This window comes from Megamonas funiformis, assembly GCF_010669225.1.
Lineage (GTDB): Bacteria > Bacillota > Negativicutes > Selenomonadales > Selenomonadaceae > Megamonas > Megamonas funiformis.
In genome coordinates this window covers 1544210-1561001 of record NZ_CP048627.1, presented here as the reverse complement: position 1 = coordinate 1561001, position 16792 = coordinate 1544210, and the positions used below count along the sequence as shown (strand labels likewise).

General features: G+C 27.8%; 24 protein-coding genes and 1 pseudogene. 11 read left to right on the top strand and 14 right to left on the bottom strand.

All coding sequences use genetic code 11. The annotated features are described in order from the left end of the window. The first annotated feature begins 91 nt into the window (after positions 1-91). From GXM21_RS07940 to GXM21_RS07900, 10 genes and pseudogenes are all read left to right on the top strand, one after another. Positions 92-343 carry a hypothetical protein gene (locus GXM21_RS07940; RefSeq protein WP_008537527.1) on the top strand — a complete coding sequence of 84 codons (252 nt, stop codon included), beginning with the start codon at positions 92-94 and terminating at the stop codon, positions 341-343. Positions 344-702: 359 nt separating this feature from the next. Further along, the gene (locus tag GXM21_RS07935) at positions 703-1137 is read left to right on the top strand and encodes a phage tail protein (protein WP_008537528.1); all 435 of its coding nucleotides are present in this window, start codon (positions 703-705) and stop codon (positions 1135-1137) included. Positions 1138-1169: 32 nt separating this feature from the next. Beyond that, positions 1170-1619 (top strand): phage baseplate protein, encoded by a 450-nt coding sequence (locus tag GXM21_RS07930; RefSeq protein ID WP_154645543.1) that lies wholly within the window; start codon positions 1170-1172, stop codon positions 1617-1619. A 241-nt stretch (positions 1620-1860) separates the two neighbouring features. Continuing rightward, positions 1861-1950 (top strand): annotated as a pseudogene (locus GXM21_RS13240) (hypothetical protein); the annotation flags it as partial. 142 nt (positions 1951-2092) lie between these two features. Next, the gene (locus GXM21_RS13050; protein ID WP_249068205.1) at positions 2093-2239 is read left to right on the top strand and encodes a hypothetical protein; all 147 of its coding nucleotides are present in this window, start codon (positions 2093-2095) and stop codon (positions 2237-2239) included. Between the two features lie 61 nt (positions 2240-2300). Continuing rightward, complete coding sequence (locus tag GXM21_RS07920) at positions 2301-2732, top strand: phage tail protein (RefSeq protein ID WP_163604703.1); 432 nt, start codon at positions 2301-2303, stop codon at positions 2730-2732. Continuing rightward, positions 2729-3079, top strand: a complete 351-nt coding sequence (locus tag GXM21_RS07915; protein WP_008537532.1) for a hypothetical protein — start codon at positions 2729-2731, stop codon at positions 3077-3079. Before GXM21_RS07920 ends, GXM21_RS07915 begins: the two co-directional genes overlap by 4 nt. Positions 3080-3142: 63 nt before the next feature. After that, positions 3143-3397, top strand: coding sequence for a gp53-like domain-containing protein (locus tag GXM21_RS07910; RefSeq protein WP_008537533.1), 255 nt, complete (start codon positions 3143-3145; stop codon positions 3395-3397). Further along, on the top strand, positions 3376-3681 hold the full coding sequence (locus tag GXM21_RS07905; RefSeq protein ID WP_008537534.1) for a gp53-like domain-containing protein: 306 nt from the start codon (positions 3376-3378) through the stop codon (positions 3679-3681). The genes GXM21_RS07910 and GXM21_RS07905 overlap by 22 nt, the downstream gene beginning before the upstream one ends. Beyond that, positions 3660-3974, top strand: a complete 315-nt coding sequence (locus GXM21_RS07900; protein WP_039881307.1) for a hypothetical protein — start codon at positions 3660-3662, stop codon at positions 3972-3974. Before GXM21_RS07905 ends, GXM21_RS07900 begins: the two co-directional genes overlap by 22 nt. Positions 3975-4002: 28 nt before the next feature. Here the strand turns inward: GXM21_RS07900 and GXM21_RS07895 are convergent, their stop codons facing one another. The 14 genes from GXM21_RS07895 to lepB all read right to left on the bottom strand — a co-directional run bounded on the left by GXM21_RS07895 (position 4003) and on the right by lepB (position 15645). Further along, positions 4003-4848, bottom strand: coding sequence for a hypothetical protein (locus GXM21_RS07895; RefSeq protein WP_008537536.1), 846 nt, complete (start codon positions 4846-4848; stop codon positions 4003-4005). Positions 4849-4910: 62 nt separating this feature from the next. Continuing rightward, on the bottom strand, positions 4911-5348 hold the full coding sequence (locus GXM21_RS07890) for a type II secretion system protein (protein WP_008537537.1): 438 nt from the start codon (positions 5346-5348) through the stop codon (positions 4911-4913). Between the two features lie 33 nt (positions 5349-5381). Continuing rightward, complete coding sequence (locus GXM21_RS07885) at positions 5382-5810, bottom strand: type II secretion system protein GspG (protein ID WP_008537538.1); 429 nt, start codon at positions 5808-5810, stop codon at positions 5382-5384. A gap of 4 nt (positions 5811-5814) precedes the next feature. Beyond that, positions 5815-6939 (bottom strand): type II secretion system F family protein, encoded by a 1125-nt coding sequence (locus GXM21_RS07880; RefSeq protein ID WP_008537539.1) that lies wholly within the window; start codon positions 6937-6939, stop codon positions 5815-5817. A gap of 8 nt (positions 6940-6947) precedes the next feature. After that, entirely contained in the window at positions 6948-8591 is a 1644-nt protein-coding gene (locus tag GXM21_RS07875; RefSeq protein ID WP_008537540.1) for a GspE/PulE family protein, read from the bottom strand. Next, complete coding sequence (locus GXM21_RS07870) at positions 8591-10114, bottom strand: type II secretion system protein GspD (protein ID WP_008537541.1); 1524 nt, start codon at positions 10112-10114, stop codon at positions 8591-8593. Before GXM21_RS07870 ends, GXM21_RS07875 begins: the two co-directional genes overlap by 1 nt. 14 nt (positions 10115-10128) lie before the next feature. After that, positions 10129-10782, bottom strand: coding sequence for a hypothetical protein (locus tag GXM21_RS07865; RefSeq protein ID WP_008537543.1), 654 nt, complete (start codon positions 10780-10782; stop codon positions 10129-10131). 9 nt (positions 10783-10791) lie between these two features. Next, positions 10792-11346: a hypothetical protein gene (locus tag GXM21_RS07860; RefSeq protein WP_008537544.1), complete on the bottom strand. Its 555-nt coding sequence runs from the start codon at positions 11344-11346 to the stop codon at positions 10792-10794. Further along, positions 11347-12813, bottom strand: coding sequence for a hypothetical protein (locus tag GXM21_RS07855; protein WP_008537545.1), 1467 nt, complete (start codon positions 12811-12813; stop codon positions 11347-11349). Between the two features lie 10 nt (positions 12814-12823). Continuing rightward, a complete protein-coding gene (locus GXM21_RS07850; RefSeq protein WP_008537546.1) occupies positions 12824-13123 on the bottom strand; it encodes an STAS domain-containing protein in 300 nt (99 codons plus the stop codon). 9 nt (positions 13124-13132) lie between these two features. Beyond that, the gene (locus GXM21_RS07845; protein ID WP_008537547.1) at positions 13133-14188 is read right to left on the bottom strand and encodes a SpoIIE family protein phosphatase; all 1056 of its coding nucleotides are present in this window, start codon (positions 14186-14188) and stop codon (positions 13133-13135) included. Positions 14189-14193: 5 nt separating this feature from the next. Further along, positions 14194-14682 (bottom strand): ATP-binding protein, encoded by a 489-nt coding sequence (locus tag GXM21_RS07840; protein WP_008537548.1) that lies wholly within the window; start codon positions 14680-14682, stop codon positions 14194-14196. Positions 14683-14689: 7 nt separating this feature from the next. Next, positions 14690-15121 carry a hypothetical protein gene (locus GXM21_RS07835; protein WP_008537549.1) on the bottom strand — a complete coding sequence of 144 codons (432 nt, stop codon included), beginning with the start codon at positions 15119-15121 and terminating at the stop codon, positions 14690-14692. A gap of 5 nt (positions 15122-15126) precedes the next feature. Next, the gene (gene lepB, locus GXM21_RS07830; protein WP_008537550.1) at positions 15127-15645 is read right to left on the bottom strand and encodes a signal peptidase I; all 519 of its coding nucleotides are present in this window, start codon (positions 15643-15645) and stop codon (positions 15127-15129) included. 472 nt (positions 15646-16117) lie between these two features. Here lepB and GXM21_RS07825 point away from each other — a divergent pair, with 472 nt between their 5' ends. Next, positions 16118-16339 (top strand): hypothetical protein, encoded by a 222-nt coding sequence (locus GXM21_RS07825; protein WP_008537551.1) that lies wholly within the window; start codon positions 16118-16120, stop codon positions 16337-16339. Positions 16340-16792: the final 453 nt, after the last annotated feature.

Genomic DNA, 16792 nt, shown 5'->3' with positions numbered 1-16792 from the left:
TAGAATATTAATAATTTCTTTAGGAAGTAATATTGGAAAATTAGAATCAAACGAATATGGTTATTATTGGAAATTACCTAATGGAATAATCATGCAATTTATAACAGGTAAATCTGATGCTTCAGGATTTGATAAAATTCAAAAAATTAAATATCCTATTCCTTTTAAGAATAAGATTATTGGTATTAGCATATCAACTTGGGCTAATGGTTCAAGACCAGCAGCTGCAGATATAATATATCAAGAAATAACACATACGCTTACTGATATAACGGTTTTAAGGAATCAAAGAGAAGATATATTTGAAAGTGTAGCACCTAGAATAATATTAATAGGTTATTAATTTCTTTAGGAAATAATAATAACTTTCATGTACCTGATTTTAATAATTTTATCCATATTACAAGTAGTGGTTTTGTATGTCCTAATAATGGCTATATAAATGTTTTCGAGTCAGCTTGGAATTATGGAGCTAGAGTATATATTAATAATATTTTGGTCCCTATAGAATGGTTTAGGTATGATGAAGCCTATAATCGCCATGAATGGAGAGCGAATATTATTCCAGTATTAAAAGGAGATATAATTACTTTTAGTGGTATATCAATAATAGGTCAAAATTCTATTTATGGAATAACGTTTATACCTTGTAGAAAATAAATAAATTCTTTAGGAAATAATACTGATGGCTTAGAAATAGGAATGGTAGTAGCTTGGACCTTATCTGTTAATCCTTCAGATAACTATTTAGAATGTAATGGTCAGGTCGTAGATAGTACTAAATACCCTAAGCTCTATGCTTTAATGCATAATACTCCAGACTATAGAGGTGTTTTTCTTCGCGGTTTAGGTTCAGTTACTAGCAATCATTATGGAACAGTTACTCATACTTCATCTAATCTAGGAGAATTACAGGGAGATGCTATTCGTAATATAACAGGTACTACTCCAGCAGCTGCTGAAGAATCAGGAGGTTCTTTCAGTGGTGTATTCTACTCTAATGGTTTAGGCAGTGGTACAGGGGAATGGAGTCATACAGATCATAGAATAGGATTTAATGCCAGTAGAGTAGTTCCAGTAGCAGTAGAAAATAGACCTATCAATAAAGCAGTTCGTTATTTTATTAAAGCCAAATGACTTCTTTAGGAAGTGGTAACTTCTTAAAAGGAATGATAATTCCTTTTTATGGTGAATTAAAAAATATTCCAGAGGGTTGGCTTTTATGTGATGGTACAAACGGAACTCCTGATTTAAGAGGAAAAACTCTTATTGGTACAGGAACTATTTCTGATGAATGGGGAACTGTTACCTATAAAGTTAAAGAAAGTGGTGGCGAAAGATTGCATAAACTTACTATAAAGGAAATGCCATCACATAATCATACTGGAACAACTAATAATTCTGGTCTTCATAATCATGGATTACCTACTACTGGAAATTATAATGGTGGAGGTACAGGATATGACGACGGTGGAGGAAATAACCCTAACTATACAAGATGTTTTTCTGCAACAAATGGATTACACAATCATAATTTAATTATTAATAATACAGGTAGTGATAATCCTCATAATTTAATGCAACCATATCTAGTAGTAAATTATATTATAAAAATTTAAATAAATAATAAAAGCAGCTATTATTAGCTGCTTATTTTATATTTATTATCGTGATAAAGTTTGCTCTTTCAAGTGCAGGCGATATTCAGTAAAATCAATCATTCTATTGCTCCCTTATCCAAAATATCAAAAAATAATATTTTCTTAAATAATCTGCTTCATCAGAACTAATTGCGCCATCGAATTTTGATAGAAAATTATATATAAAAATATATTTTTTTAATAATTTAAATAGGTATTAATTTCTTTAGAAAATAATCTTTTACCTATAGGAGCTATATGTCAATGGCCAAATAATGCTAGAATACCTGATGATTTTTTAGAATGTAATGGTAATAATTTTGATGTAAATAAATATCCTAAATTATATAAAGTACTTAATTCTAATAAATTACCTAATATAAATGATAGTTTAAATGTTAATATAAATGGATATTATGCTATAGGTGTATATAGAGATAGAAATGTAGATCATGGTAACAGTTCTCATTATTGGTCTTGGGGTGGCTATGAAAAAACCAAATATTCTTTTAGTCTTGGTAAAAGTTCAAGTGGAACAACAAATTATACATTATATTTTAAACCTTTTAACGAAGGATTTAAATTTAATTGGCATTTAAAATTAATTATTAAAGCTAAATAAATTCTTTAGGAAATAGTACTGATGGATTAGAAATAGGAATGGTAGTAGCTTGGACATTATCCGCTAATCCTTCAGATAACTATTTAGAATGTAATGGGCAAGCAGTAGATAGTACTAAATACCCTAAGCTTTATGCTTTAATGCATAATGTACCAGATTATAGAGGTATGTTTCTCCGTGGACTAGGTGGTAATTCTGCTAATTTAGGTATCTTTCAAGGTGATGCTATTCGTAATATTGTAGGACAAATTGGTGGACCAGGATTAGGCAGAATTACTATACAAGGAGATCATCGACCACAATTATATGCTACAGGTCCATTTACAACAAAACAATTAGGAGATGGTGATGAAGGTCATTATGGTGGCGAAGGATATCAAATAAATTTTGATGCTTCACGTATAGTTCCTACAGCTGAAGAAAATAGACCTATTAATAAAGCAGTTCGTTATTTTATTAAAGCCAAATGACTTCTTTAGGAAATATTTCATCTTTTAATGTTCCAGATTTTTCACATTACATTGATATATTACCATATCCAGCAAATTTACCAGATTATTCAAGTAATAAATATTATTTTACTGCTCCTGATAATGGTTTTTTATGTATGTATACTCACCCATGGGGAAATGGAAGATTATCTTGTGATATAAGGATAAATAATATATTGATTCCTAGAACTTGGTTTTATACTGTTGTTGGTGGTGATGATTGGTATGGAAAAACATATCCTATTTTATTAAAAAAAGATGATTATGTTGTTATTAGTAATCTTCATAGAATACAACAAATCACTTTTTATTATTGTAGAAAATAAATAAATTCTTTAGGAAGTAATCTAGGCGAGTTTAGCTCTAATAACAGGGGTTATTATTGGAAATTGCCTAATGGATTAATATATCAATGGGGCGATTATGAAAATAGAGGTTTTGGACATTGGCAAAGAATAGATTTTCCTATAGAATTTCCTAATAAAATTATTTCTATATCTGCTATTTCTAAAAGAAATGGAGTAGGAGCTGCTGGCGTAAATTATAGAGAAGATTTTACTAATTCATATTGTTACTTTATGCCTAATGGAGAAGGTCAATCAGATTATTCAACACATTTTTATTGGTCTGTTATAGGTTATTAATTTCTTTAGGAAATAGTAAATTAAACGAAATTAAATATAATAAATATGGTTATTATTGTGAATTTCCTAATGGATTATTAATTCAATGGGGTAGAGGTAAATGTTATGAATATCAAAGATATCCTATACCATTTACAACAGCAGTAAGTCCAGTAGTTTCTGGTGGAGGTAAAGGAGCTTCTATGGTAGATATAGGTAGTTTTAGTGCAAATGGATTTTCTGCTCATTTATCTGATGGTTATGGTCAGCACGACAGTTTTTATTGGATAGCAATAGGATATTAATTTCTTTAGGAAGTAAGATATCCTATTTTAATACACCAGATTTTACCAAAGTTCAACGTATAAGTAGTGGATTTGTATGTCCTAATAATGGTTGGATAAATATTTATAGAGGAATATATAATTATGGTATGCGATTATATATTAATAATATTTTAGTTTCTACAGCATGGTTATATTGGGATTGTGCTTATAATAGAGATGAACAAAATTATAATATTGTACCTGTATCTAAGGATGATGTTATCACCTTTAGTGGTGGTAATAATGGAGTTTATTTCACACCATGTAAATAAAATAAAAAGCAGTTCAATGAACTGCTTTTTATTTTATACGCATAACCCAATATAAAGCCATATATGGTGGCTTATTTTCTATTGGTTGTCCAAAAGAATTACTAGTTCCTGGAATAGTAGCAAAGGCATTTTTGAAATAACCATGTGTATTTCCTTCATTTTTTTGAAAATACTCCCATGACCAAGCTCTAATTGGTAAATTACTAACTAAATTATTAGAACCATTAACTTGATTATTTCCTTGAACCGCAATAGTTTTATTAAGAAAGTCTGCTAAATTAGGTAATTGATTTAGTGCAAGTATATTTGTACTTGTACCACCAATAGTATTAAGATTGTAAGAACTACCTGCACCAACAATAAAACGATCTCTTAAGTCTGGTGTACCATCTGTTCCATCACATAAATGGTAGTTTAATGGCAAAGCATTTAGAGCGCCTGTATAAGCAATAATACCGCCTATTGGCACAGAAAAACTGCTACCTAAAGAAGATAGCGGTATTTCTGTACTATATCTTGGACTATTTTCATCATCTTTATAAATTTTTATACTTGCTACTTTAAATACGTTTCCGTTATCATCTTCTGTTTCATTTTCTATTTCATAAGTATAAAACCAATCATCATCACTATCATTACCAGTTATTTCACTTAATTTTGTTTTTGTTGTTACTTCTTCTGCATCTGTACCTTCAAGTTTTATTTTTTCAGATACTATATCAGAATATGCTTGTGCTTGTGTTGCTGTCTTAGCTGCAGTTAAGGTTGTAAAACTATTTCCCCATAAATTCATAAAACAATTTGCTATTATTATAAATATAATAGTTGCCAGCATTGCTGAAACTACCATATTAGCAGGTCTTTTTTTATTCATCTTATCCTCCTATTATAAAGGCAGATTAGAATATCTAATCTGCCTTTCATCTTTTTATTATATTACCATGAAAGTGTTACTTCACTTTCAAGCCCACCTACAGATACTGCATTAGAAGTAGTGATACTACCACTACCATCTGTACTTGTTTCAATTAAATATTCACCACCCCAAGGATCATTTAGATCTGCATCTTCTGGTAAAATATTCTGATGTGATAGACCATCTACAGATTCTTCTGCAGTAAGTCCTGTTTTTAGATCGTCCATTGTTATACTATCACTTGGATTAATTGCCATCATTTGATATGTTGTTACAGCTGTTTTTATAGTATCCATTTCTTGTTTTGCTGTAATAACTTTTGCCTGATTAATTAAGAATGGTAATCCTAAAAATAATACACCTACAAGAAAAAGTACAACAATCATGTATACCATGAGTTCTGAAATTGAAAAAGCTTTTCTTTGTTTTTGATTATTAATTGATGTTAATACAAACATTATTATATTTCCCCTTTATAATTTATTAGTTTTTTATTTACCTATTAAACCTATTGCACCATTTTTAAATTCTTCATTTGAATATGTTCCCTTATTATCTGCTCCTTTAGAGTAAATCACAAAACCATTGTCTTTACTTCCTTTTTTTATTTTTTGATAAATAAAATCTTGATTCCAAGCATCTTTTTCAAGTTTATTTATCCATGGACCAAAATGTGATGCATCATTACCTTCAGCATCTTTGTTACCACTTTTGGTTAGTGTTGTCAATTCATCTGGATATTCCCCCATTTCAAATCTATATTGACTAACAGCTGTAGCATATTTAGCTAAAGTTGATTTAGTATCAGCTATTTTGGCAGTGGTTATATATTCATTGGCACCATAAAAGGCTATACTTGTTAGTATTATAACTGCAGCTGTATATATAACTAATGTTGCTAAGTTAAATGCAGGTCTCATATAATTACCTCATTCCTATGCCTTGTACACTTTGTGTAAGTGTAATCATTGGAATATAAATAGATACATATATTGTTATTACGATTACACTAGCAAAACCTATTATTGGTGTAGATATTTTATCTGGCAAGGTTACAAGCAGAGCTAAAAGTTGTTCTTTATAATCTTCAGAAAGCTCATCAAAGGTGTCTGCTGCAATACCTGTTTGCTCAATAGAACGAATTACAAAAATAAAATCATTATCTAATAGTTTATAATATGCATCTACTTCCTCAACGGCATCTGAAAGAGTATATGCATTATTCACTTTTTCAGCAATATCAAGTAGCTCATTTCTATATTTGCTATTATCTATTGCCATAGCTGTATATTGTAAAGCTTTATATGTTGTTATGCCATTTCTTAATAGAATAGCAAGTATTTTACATGTATAATAATGTGTTGTTAGTTTTAAAATATCTTTATATATAGGTACTTTTAATAATAAAATGTCAATTTTTTCTTTATAAATTTTAATTATATATTTGAAAAATATTATTAGACCAATGATTATAAATGGTAATAGCCAAATATAATATATGGCAAAATCGCCTAATCCTAATAATAATTTTGTTACTACTGGTAAGTCTGCATTAAGACTATCAAAAATTTTTTTCATTCTACCGAGCATATAGATTGCTACAATAATTAAAATAACTAATCCTACAAACATTACTTTTACAGTAAACATATTAGATTTTATTTTTCGTGCTATATCTGTTTTTTGCTTCAGATAATATACAATTTCATCTAAAATTGTATTCATATTAGATGTTTCACCAATTCTAAGCATTTCTGCAATAAAATTTGGCATGATTTTTTGTTTTATTATTGCTTCAGAAAAACTATTACCAGAATTCAATTCAGCGATTACATTTTTTAGATAAGGCTTCATTATCTCATGATTAGATTCTAAGTATTCTTCTAATGCTTTATCCATAGGAATACCTGCCTTTTGATAACGCCTTAATACTCTAAAAAACTTTAATAAATCAATATCATTTGGCACTGTACGTTTTTTTATGTGCAAAAATATTAGTATAGAGTTTACTATTTCATAAATTATTTGTTTAAATAGTAATTCGTCCATATATCCTCCTATAAATTATTAATGAGATTATTGATAGCATCTTTATTACCAATTTGATTATAAAGTTCAATTAGACTAGTTTTTCCTGCTACTACATAATCTAAACCTTTCTCCCACATAGAGATAAATTTATTTTTCTTTAAGGCTTCTTTAATTTCTTTCATTGAACTTGTATGATACAAGATGTCTTTTAAATCATCATTAAATAAAACATATTCAACAATAGCTATTCGATTAATATAGCCAGTATGATTACAATGAGGACAATTATTTCTTTGTTCTACTGTTCCTATTTGTTTTAAATCTATTGTTGAAAGTCGATTATATTCTTCTTCAGATAATAAAATTTTGTCCGATTCAGATAATTTGTATTCTCTTTGACAATGAGGACAAAGTATACCAATAAGTCTTTGAGAACTGATTAAATTTACTTGGTTTAACAAAGATACTTTAGACACGCCTAAATCAAGAAGCCTTGAAATTGCCGTTATACAGTCATTAGCATGTAGTGTCGTAAATACCTGATGTCCTGTTGCTCCAGCTTGAATTACAGTTTCAGCGTCTGTTTTATTTCTGATTTCATTGTAGAGAATAATTTCTGGGTCTTGTCTTAAAATTACCTGTAATGCTTTTTGTGAACTAAAGTTAGTAGCATTGTCTTCTGTTTCGTGGATCTGAACCTGACAGTAATTAGGATTATATATTTCTACAGGGTCTTCAATAGTTACTACTATTTTTTCATAATCTGCATTTTTTACTACTTCACCAATCTGCGCATGAAGTGTGGTGGTTTTACCGCTTCCTGTAGGTCCTGTTATAATAAACAATCCTGTTGGGCAAATTTTAAGTTGATTTTTGATAATATCAATATCTTTAGATAGATAACCTATATCATATAAAGTCTTTTGCTTACTCAAAAATTGCTGAAGGCGAAGTACTACTTTTTCCATACCAGATACCATAGGCATGGTAGAAATACGCACATCAACATCATTTCCTAATTTATCTTTTGTTAGAAAAGAGCCTTTATTTGGCATATTTTTTCTAAGCATATCGGAACTAGCTGAAGTATCTAAGCGTTTAATTGCCATAGATATTCTAGGTATTTCATTTTCTGTAAAATCATAATCTGCACTATGATTTACGTTTTTACCATTTATGCGATATAAAATTTTTATAGAATAGCGATTATTAAATTTATAAGGTAAAAAATGTATATCTGACGCTCCAAATTCTATGGCATCAGCTATGATATTTTTGACTTTATTTAAGATAGGAGCATTATCTTCTATATTTTCTTGTACTTCATGAGCCATACTTTGAGTATTTAAGTCTACTTTGTAGTAGTATTTTAGAGCTTCTTTTAGATTGTAATTGTCAGTTAAAACTAATTTAATTGTTGCATTTAACTTTGTAGAAAAAATATCTTCAATTTCATCTTGCTCAAGCAATGCATCTTCATTACAAACAATATATAAAGTTTGATGTTCTTCATCGTAATTAAAGGGAAGAATCTTATATTTTTGAGCAATGTTTTTATCTACTAAAGCGACAATATTTGCAGGTATATTTAATTTTACAAGTGAGGCATCTATATATTTACCTTTATCTATCATCTTTTGTTTTAGTGATTCATCTGTAATAAATTCCATTAATTCACCTTCTTTATTTGTTGATTTTCTTGATTATCTGTAGTTGAAGTTAATTCATTTAATACTTGGTTTTCTTTTTTTATCTGTGGTAATAGATTTTCAGGTATATCATCGTTGATAATATATGGCGTTATGGTGATGAATACTTCTGTGTTAGATTTATTTTTCGTATGATATTCAAATAATTTGCCTAAAAGAGGGAGTTTTCTTAAAAGTGGAATACCAGATATTGTATCAAAGTCTTCTTTACTCATAAGTCCACCAATAACAAATGTTTGACCAGATTTTAAATGAGCAATGGTGTTTGCTTCACGAGATGCAATCTGTGGAGCTTGCATGCCACCTTGCTCTATATATTTTGTAATATTTTTTATCTGTGTATCGATATCTAAACTCACTATTCCTGAAGCTTTATCTATAGTAGGTTTAATATTTAAGGTACTGCCTATATCTTGGTAATCAAAAGTAATATTAGTTGAACCGTCTGCTGTATTTTGCTGAGGAATTGGCACGCTATCGCCCATAAAAAGTTTTGCTTCATATCCATTTTCTGTTAAAATTACAGGTCTACTCATCACTTTTCCTTTAGATATTGCTTCATTAAGCTGACTGGTTACACCAAAAGTTAATTTTGTTCCCCAATTCTGATGAGATATAGGGTCATCAACGTTGTGCGTGTAACTTGGCATTGTATAGTTAAAGCCAACATCTAAATCTTTGGTGTGAGATGTTTCGATTAATTGTGCTACAATCAAGCATTGACTTACTGGTTTATCTATGGATTTTATAAGCCTTCCTGCCTGAGTTAATTCGTAGCTATTTCCTGTAACGGTAATTGTAGAATATTGGTCATTAGCCACTATATTTGCTTCATCGATACCTAGTCCTTTAAGCTCGTTTATTAATTTTTCTTTATCTGCATATCTTACATTAAAGCGTTCAGAACTTAGCATAGTATCTTCATCTTTAGAAATTCTATAAGTCCCATTAGAGTTAGACCAGTTTAAGTTGTAGGTAGCTGTTAAATAAGATACTACTTCATCTAAAGTTACATTTTTAAGTGTGGCATATACCTTAACGTCATTTAAGTCATCACTATCTACTACTAAGATATTGCTTCCAGAAATTTTTCCTAGTAAGTAAAATACACTAGTAAGTGGTGCACCTTGCCAATCAAAATTATATTTAGGACCATCATATACAGGTTCATCTTCTAACGTTACAATATCATTTTCTGTGGGAATATATTCATAATCTGTAGGAATTCCCTCACCATATATATTTAGTGGTGTTGGTGTTTCATTAATAGTGGTTATTTCTACATTTGTATTTTTAACATTATCCTTATTTTCGGCATATTTATTAAGTACATCTTCAACTGTTAGTTTAGGTTTAAGTGGTTCTTTTTTGAATTGAGCTGCAAATGCTTGTGCTTCTTGACTTGGATTTGCATGAGCAAATGAAGTTAAAGTTATACTTAAGGGAATAGTAAGCATAATTGTCTTATTTAAAATTTTTTGCATAAATTATCCCGTCCTTATTGTGCTATATTATAAGATATTTGATTACCATTACTGAAAGTAATACCATTGTTATTTATCTTAGATATAGTATTACCATGTAAAGTATCACCTTCTTTTACCACTTGACCGTCTACAATAGCAATATTTTCTCCATATTCATTAGAAGAAATTCCTTGAATTTGAGATGTTGGTGTTGTATTTATAGCTGGGACTTGTGGTAAATTGTTTTGATTAAATGAAGGAATTGGTGGTAAATTACCATTTTGATTGTAATTAGGTATAGCAGGTAAATTAGTATTTTGAATTTTATTTTTGACCATTTTTTCTGGATTATTTGCTAGATAAATAGGACTATCTTTATTGACAAAAGGATTTTCTAAGCTAGCTAAATCTATATAGTTATTATTATTTGCTTGTTTATTTTTAGCTATTGCATTGGTATTTATATTAGGCTTAGTTGTAGTGTTTTTTTTATTATTATTACTATCATAATTAAAGAAAAATAATGTTGCTGTAACACTACCTATAAATACTAATAAAATAAGAGAAATAATAACTTTTAGTTTTGGCTTGGTTTTAATCGTAAGATTATTCACTAATTCGTCATCATAGCTTATATCTTTATTTTTTTTAGGTTTCAGTTGAATATTTTTAAAAAAGCTTTTCATTTTGTCCTCCTATTTTATGTAAATTCTATATACCATATCGACCTTTACATTATTAGTTTGATTAGTATTTATTTTATCTTTAGATTTAGTGTTATTAGTTTCATCACTAGAGATTTGTATTTTTTCTATGGTTATTAGGGCATCACTTGTGTTAGTAAAATTTGTAACTACAGTTATAGCTTTTGACCAATCTCCTACAAAAGAGATATCATATTCTCTAAAGGATATTTTTGTATCTTTTTTATTCGTTTTTTTAGCTTCTTTTTCTGAGAACTTTTCTAAAAGTAATTGATTTTTAGCTAGATTATTTAAAATTTCTGTTTGTACAGTATCTAATTGCTCTTTATCTACAGGTCTATATGTTTCTTCATTTATTTTAATAGCTAAATTATTGTATTCATCTATCGTTTTTTGCATATTAGCCATATTAGCTTTAGTTATATTTGCCTCCTGGTAACTCACACTCAACTCAAAAAATAAACCTAATATGATTAAAAATACAATAGAAGTTATACCTATATATTTAAAAGCTCCTTTAATTTTAGATAATTCTTTGATTTTCATTTATTCATTTTTCTCCTTTTTTATATTTTTATTCTTTTTAGGAGTATTTTTAATTACTTTTAATATAGAGATTTCAGCAGAATTAATTCCATCAACAGTATTATCTATCTTAGTTAACATTATGTTTTTAAATCTATCGCTATTTAAATTAGAACTAAATTCTTGTATTTTCATTGGTTCATTAGCTACTAAATCTATTTTTATCCAATCATTATTTTTATCATCCTGACTATTATTAATGGAAAGTTTTGTAAAGCCTAAAGTATTATTGTCTGGCTTATTAGCTAAAATATCACTTAAGATTGGTTGTATAGGTTCTGTTTGTTTTTTCACATTTTGAATAATCTCGTTTTCTTTTTTTAACGATATTATTTGTTTATTAGCGTAGTCAAAATTAGACTTTAAACTATCTGGTATAGTAATAGTACTTAAATAATATAAAGATACTGTTTGTATACCAATGATGAAAGTAAATAATAACAATGCTACTTTACTGGCTTTCTTGATGTTTTGCTCTAATTCAATAAGTTTAGTACTTTCTTTAACTATTTCAGGTAAAATATTGGCTGAATTGATTTTGACGTATTTTAACCTAGCTGCTTCAAGTTCTTGTAGTAAACTACCAATACCTATATAGTAAGCATCAATTTCTGTTTGATTATATTTTTTTATTGTTAGATTAGAATTTGGTCGCATTTTATAAATACGAGCGTTTTCATCAGTAGAAGCAAAAGTTAATTTTGAAATATTTTCCTTGGTAGAAAGGATATGAATATCTGCATTACCTGTTATGGCTTTGAATTTATTTTTAGCTACAGCATTTGCTTGAAGCAGTGCATCAGATAACAATATTTGACTATTTTGGTTTTTAAGGTTATCTAAGATATATTCTTTGGCTAAATTCATCTTAAATAAACCCGCTATTGGCGAATACATAATTATATTTGCACTATGTTTATATATTTCAAAAATGTAGGCTTCTTGCTCAAATGTATTTTTATATCTAATAGCACAAAAACTTAATGGTTCTATAGATTTAATCAATAGATTTACATTTTTACTAGCTTGTAATAGGGTATCAATATATGTTTTTTCAATGCTATATACTGTTTTCCATGAAAAGGCGGCACTTTTTAGATTAAAAGGCAAACTATAATAATATTTATCGGTGTCTATATTATTAGTTTGTAAAAATTTATCTATATCTTTTTGTTTTTCACTATTTGTTGGATAGTAAAAATAATTAATATTAAATACTGCATCAGGTAAAATAAAATATATATCTGTTTTACATTTAGTTAGTGATACTATTTCATCGAAATACATAGTTAGTGAATTTACATCTTTATTTATATAAGCTTCATATATGGATTTATATGAAATTAGTGACTTTATTTCTAATTTATTTTTTATTTTTTTTCCTACGACAATTTGTGTAGTATCTTCAAAAATGGTAATGGCAAGCATAAAATCCTCCTTAATCTTCACTTTGTTGTAAAATATATAGTAAATTTACTGCTCTAAGTGAAGCTGTAACCATTTTATTGGCTTTAATAGCTTTAATTTTTCGTATTTTGGTATTTTTTATAATATCAATAATAAAACTTATACCTACACTATCTATAAGGTTAGTATCTGAAAAATCCATTATTACTTCAGTACAACCATTACTAATAGCTTCTTTAAAGTCGTCTGTAAGTTCTAAATATATGGGAAGTGTCATATCTCCTTTAACTTTTATAATTGCTATAGTATTATTCATTATTATATATTTCATATTTATCCCTCATTTTGTGTTCGATTCGAACACATTTTTTAGTTTTATAAAAATTGCAGTGATATCATCTTTTTTATTTTGTATATTGCCTAATGTCAATAAATCAGACAGACCATCTGTACAAAATACTATTTCCTCTACATTACTTACATCTAAAACTTCTTCTTGGTAATTATCCGTGCTAAAGCCTAATAAATTACTACAAAGTGCGATTTCTCTATACGCTAATTTATCTTTTAGTAATATGTTAGGCATACCAGCAGGAATGTAATATAATTTTTTATTTTGTATGTCCAGTTTAAAAATAATAGCCACTACATAAGCACTAGTGTCTGAATCGGTGTCCATTTGAAATAGTATTTCTTCGTTAATATTATTCATAACTTCAGTTAGTGATTTAAAAACTTTCTTGTCATAAAATCTAAACGCATAATTGAAAATAGTCTTTATCTTCGCTGTTTGTCTCCAAGCAATTAAATCATGACCTGTACAATCAAACAGGTAGCCATATAAAATATTTTGTTCTTCATCAAGCCAATATTTAAATAAATCTCCAGATAGATTTAAATATGGACTATAGATGTAATCTACTGCTAAATCATCTTTATCAATAAAGTCTGGTAAAGTTTCTGCTTGGTTTATTTGTGCTTTTTTTACAGTTTCTTCTAATGTAGTGCTAAAACCTAATTTGAAATTATTAAAAAAAGTGGCAATTTGTAATGTAAATAAGTCTTTATCTATTGGTGTAGCTATAAAATAATTGATGTTTAAGTCTTTAAGTTTAGTATTATTCATATTTTGTTTAGATAAAAACATAAATATAGTTAAATCTTTGTATGAAATACTATCTTTAATCATTAACTCTTTTAAGATTTGACAAAAAACTATGCCGTTTATTTTGTCTAAGTCATCATCAATGAATAAGACTGATGGTTTTAATGTATTATATAAGCTTAATCCTGTTATGGGATTGTCTGTTGTAAGTATTTGATGGTTATTTCCTATTTGTGATATCAATATTTTTTTTATGATATCTTTTTCCTTTGAGATAATTAATATATCCATATACTTTATATTTCCAAAACACCAATATCTAATTTATTTAGTAATTTTTTATTGGATAGTTTTCTTATTTTATAAGGAAGATATACCACCAAATGTACTGTTTGCATATCAGGCTCTAAGATTACACGGTCACAAGATTGGAGCATTAACCATATTCCCCTACCAGAAGATTTATCTTGTATAATTTCATGCCAACAAGCATTATTATTTTTAGTTAATTTAAATAAATTATCCTTTATCATCTTTGCTTTGGTTTTATAAGTATCTGCTTTTATAGACACAATTAAACTTTTATTTATATATTTTATTGTTATATCTATTTTTGCTCTATCATAAGACTTTTTATTATATCTACAAGCATTACAAATAGCTTCTGTTATAGCTACCATAAAAAATGCAGCTTTCTCGTTATCCTTAAAATACATATAAAAGAAATCAAATAGCACTTGATGAGGATAATTTTGATAGCCAATAAAATTAAATTTATATTCCATTTTGCACCTATTTACTTTGTGTATTATTACTGTTATTATTTTGTAATTCTTCTAAATCTGCCTGTATTTCATTAAAAATGCTTTCATCACTAGGTAGTGAAATACTTACATTGTCATCATAATTAGATACTACATAAGGCATAGTTAAATTATTATAATAATCCCGTAAAGTCTTAGCTAAAGCTATATCACCTATCTTAGTTGCTTCATCTATTTGTATTAATAATTCTTGCTTTAACGCATCATTGCTATTTAACGCATTTTCAGCCATAAAATTATATCCTTGAATTTCATTGTCTAAGATATTCTCTGTATAATCTTGGCTGTTAAATTCATTGATAGCTATATTGACTTCACTATCATTAGTAGCAGCTTCACTACTATTAATTAAGTATGAATTTACAGCTACTAGACCTATTAAAATAAGTTCTTTTTTCAAATCAATCACTTTCCTGTAAATATTATTAATGGTATAACTTTGTTTTTAATATTTTTTATGGGAACTTCTCCAAAATATCTACCATCATAAGAATTTTTATTATTTAATCCGATAGGGAGAAAATAACCCTTATTAACATGATGTTTTCCATATTGAGGAATAATACTTCTACCTAGAGAATCTCTAGTAGATATATCGCCTACATATTCATCATTAACATAAATAGCTTTATTATCTACATAATAGGTATCACCTTCTAAAGCTTGTATTTGTTTTAGTAAATAAGTGTTTTTGTCTATATACTCTCTTTGTGTCATAAATTGTTTTATTTTTGCTGGTACTTCAAATAAAACCATATCACCTTTTTGATAATCTGCTTGAAGAATTTTAGGAATGACAAAATATATTCCACAAGGTACAGATGGTGATAAATTTATAGTGAAAGGAGTATATTCAAAGAAATTGAATACCAATAATAAAAGAAGAAGTAATATACAAATCAAGTTTGCTTTAAATTTGCCCATAAATCTATTCTAATATAAAAGTGGATTTTAAAAGTATCGACTTTTGAAAAAATGAAAAAAATTTTTTATCCTTATGTATCAAGGGATTGCGGGTTTAAAATGGTTTTGTGTTCGATGAAAGTGGGCAAAAAAAGCTGAACTTTTTGTCAGTAACTAAAAAATGTGTTCGATTCGAACACATTTTTTTAGTAATTATATTTAATTTTTAGAATGTACTTTTAACCAAATTGTGTTCGATTCGAACACAAAATAAATATAGTAAATGATAAAAATAATCCTGCGGATTTAAATTTAAAACAATGATAAAATAACTTTTTGTCGCTTTTCTGCTCGCACTATAATGGCATTCATTCCAAAAAACAAGGGTGAAATGAATAGCTTCGCTACCCTTGTTTTTTTCCCTTCTGCCATTATCTAAAGACGTGCGAAAATCAACAAAAAAACAGTCGCATGAGTAGAAAGGAAGATAGTTGTGATTAGAGTTAATAAAAATATTGCAAGAAATCAATATAATCAAGGAAAAATTATAAGATTAATTCCTGCTAAATTAAATTTTGATACAAAAGTTTTTCAAGATGTTTATTTGGGAAAATATGCAACTACAGATTTTGATGAATTAGTAGATATATTCAAATTTGTATATTGTAAAGGGAAAAGGGGATATTATCCTAATTTTTACATTGAAAGGATTTAGTTTAGTTATAAGATTAGATATGATAAGCATTTAGCTTATCATATCTATAAACAATAAATAATGATATAATAAATAAGAGGTGCAGACAATGAAAAGAAGAACACTAAACAGATTGAATGATTATTTCTTTAAGAGGTTAATGGGAGATGATAAAAGAAGTGATTTAACTCTAAGATTTTTAAATCTTATATTATCGAGAAGAAACAACTAAATTCAATAGAGTTAAACGAGAAGCTAAAGCTGAAGAAAAATTAGAAACTGCAATCAAATTTTTAAAATTAGGTGTAGATGTAAATACAGTTGCTAGTGGAACAGGATTAAGTTTAGATAAAGTAATAGAGATTAATCGTCAACTAAATAAATAAAATTTTATAAAAGAGTAGGTTGTATAGATATGCAATCTACTCTTTTATCTTTTATAATGACAAATGTGTTCGATTCGAACACAAATAT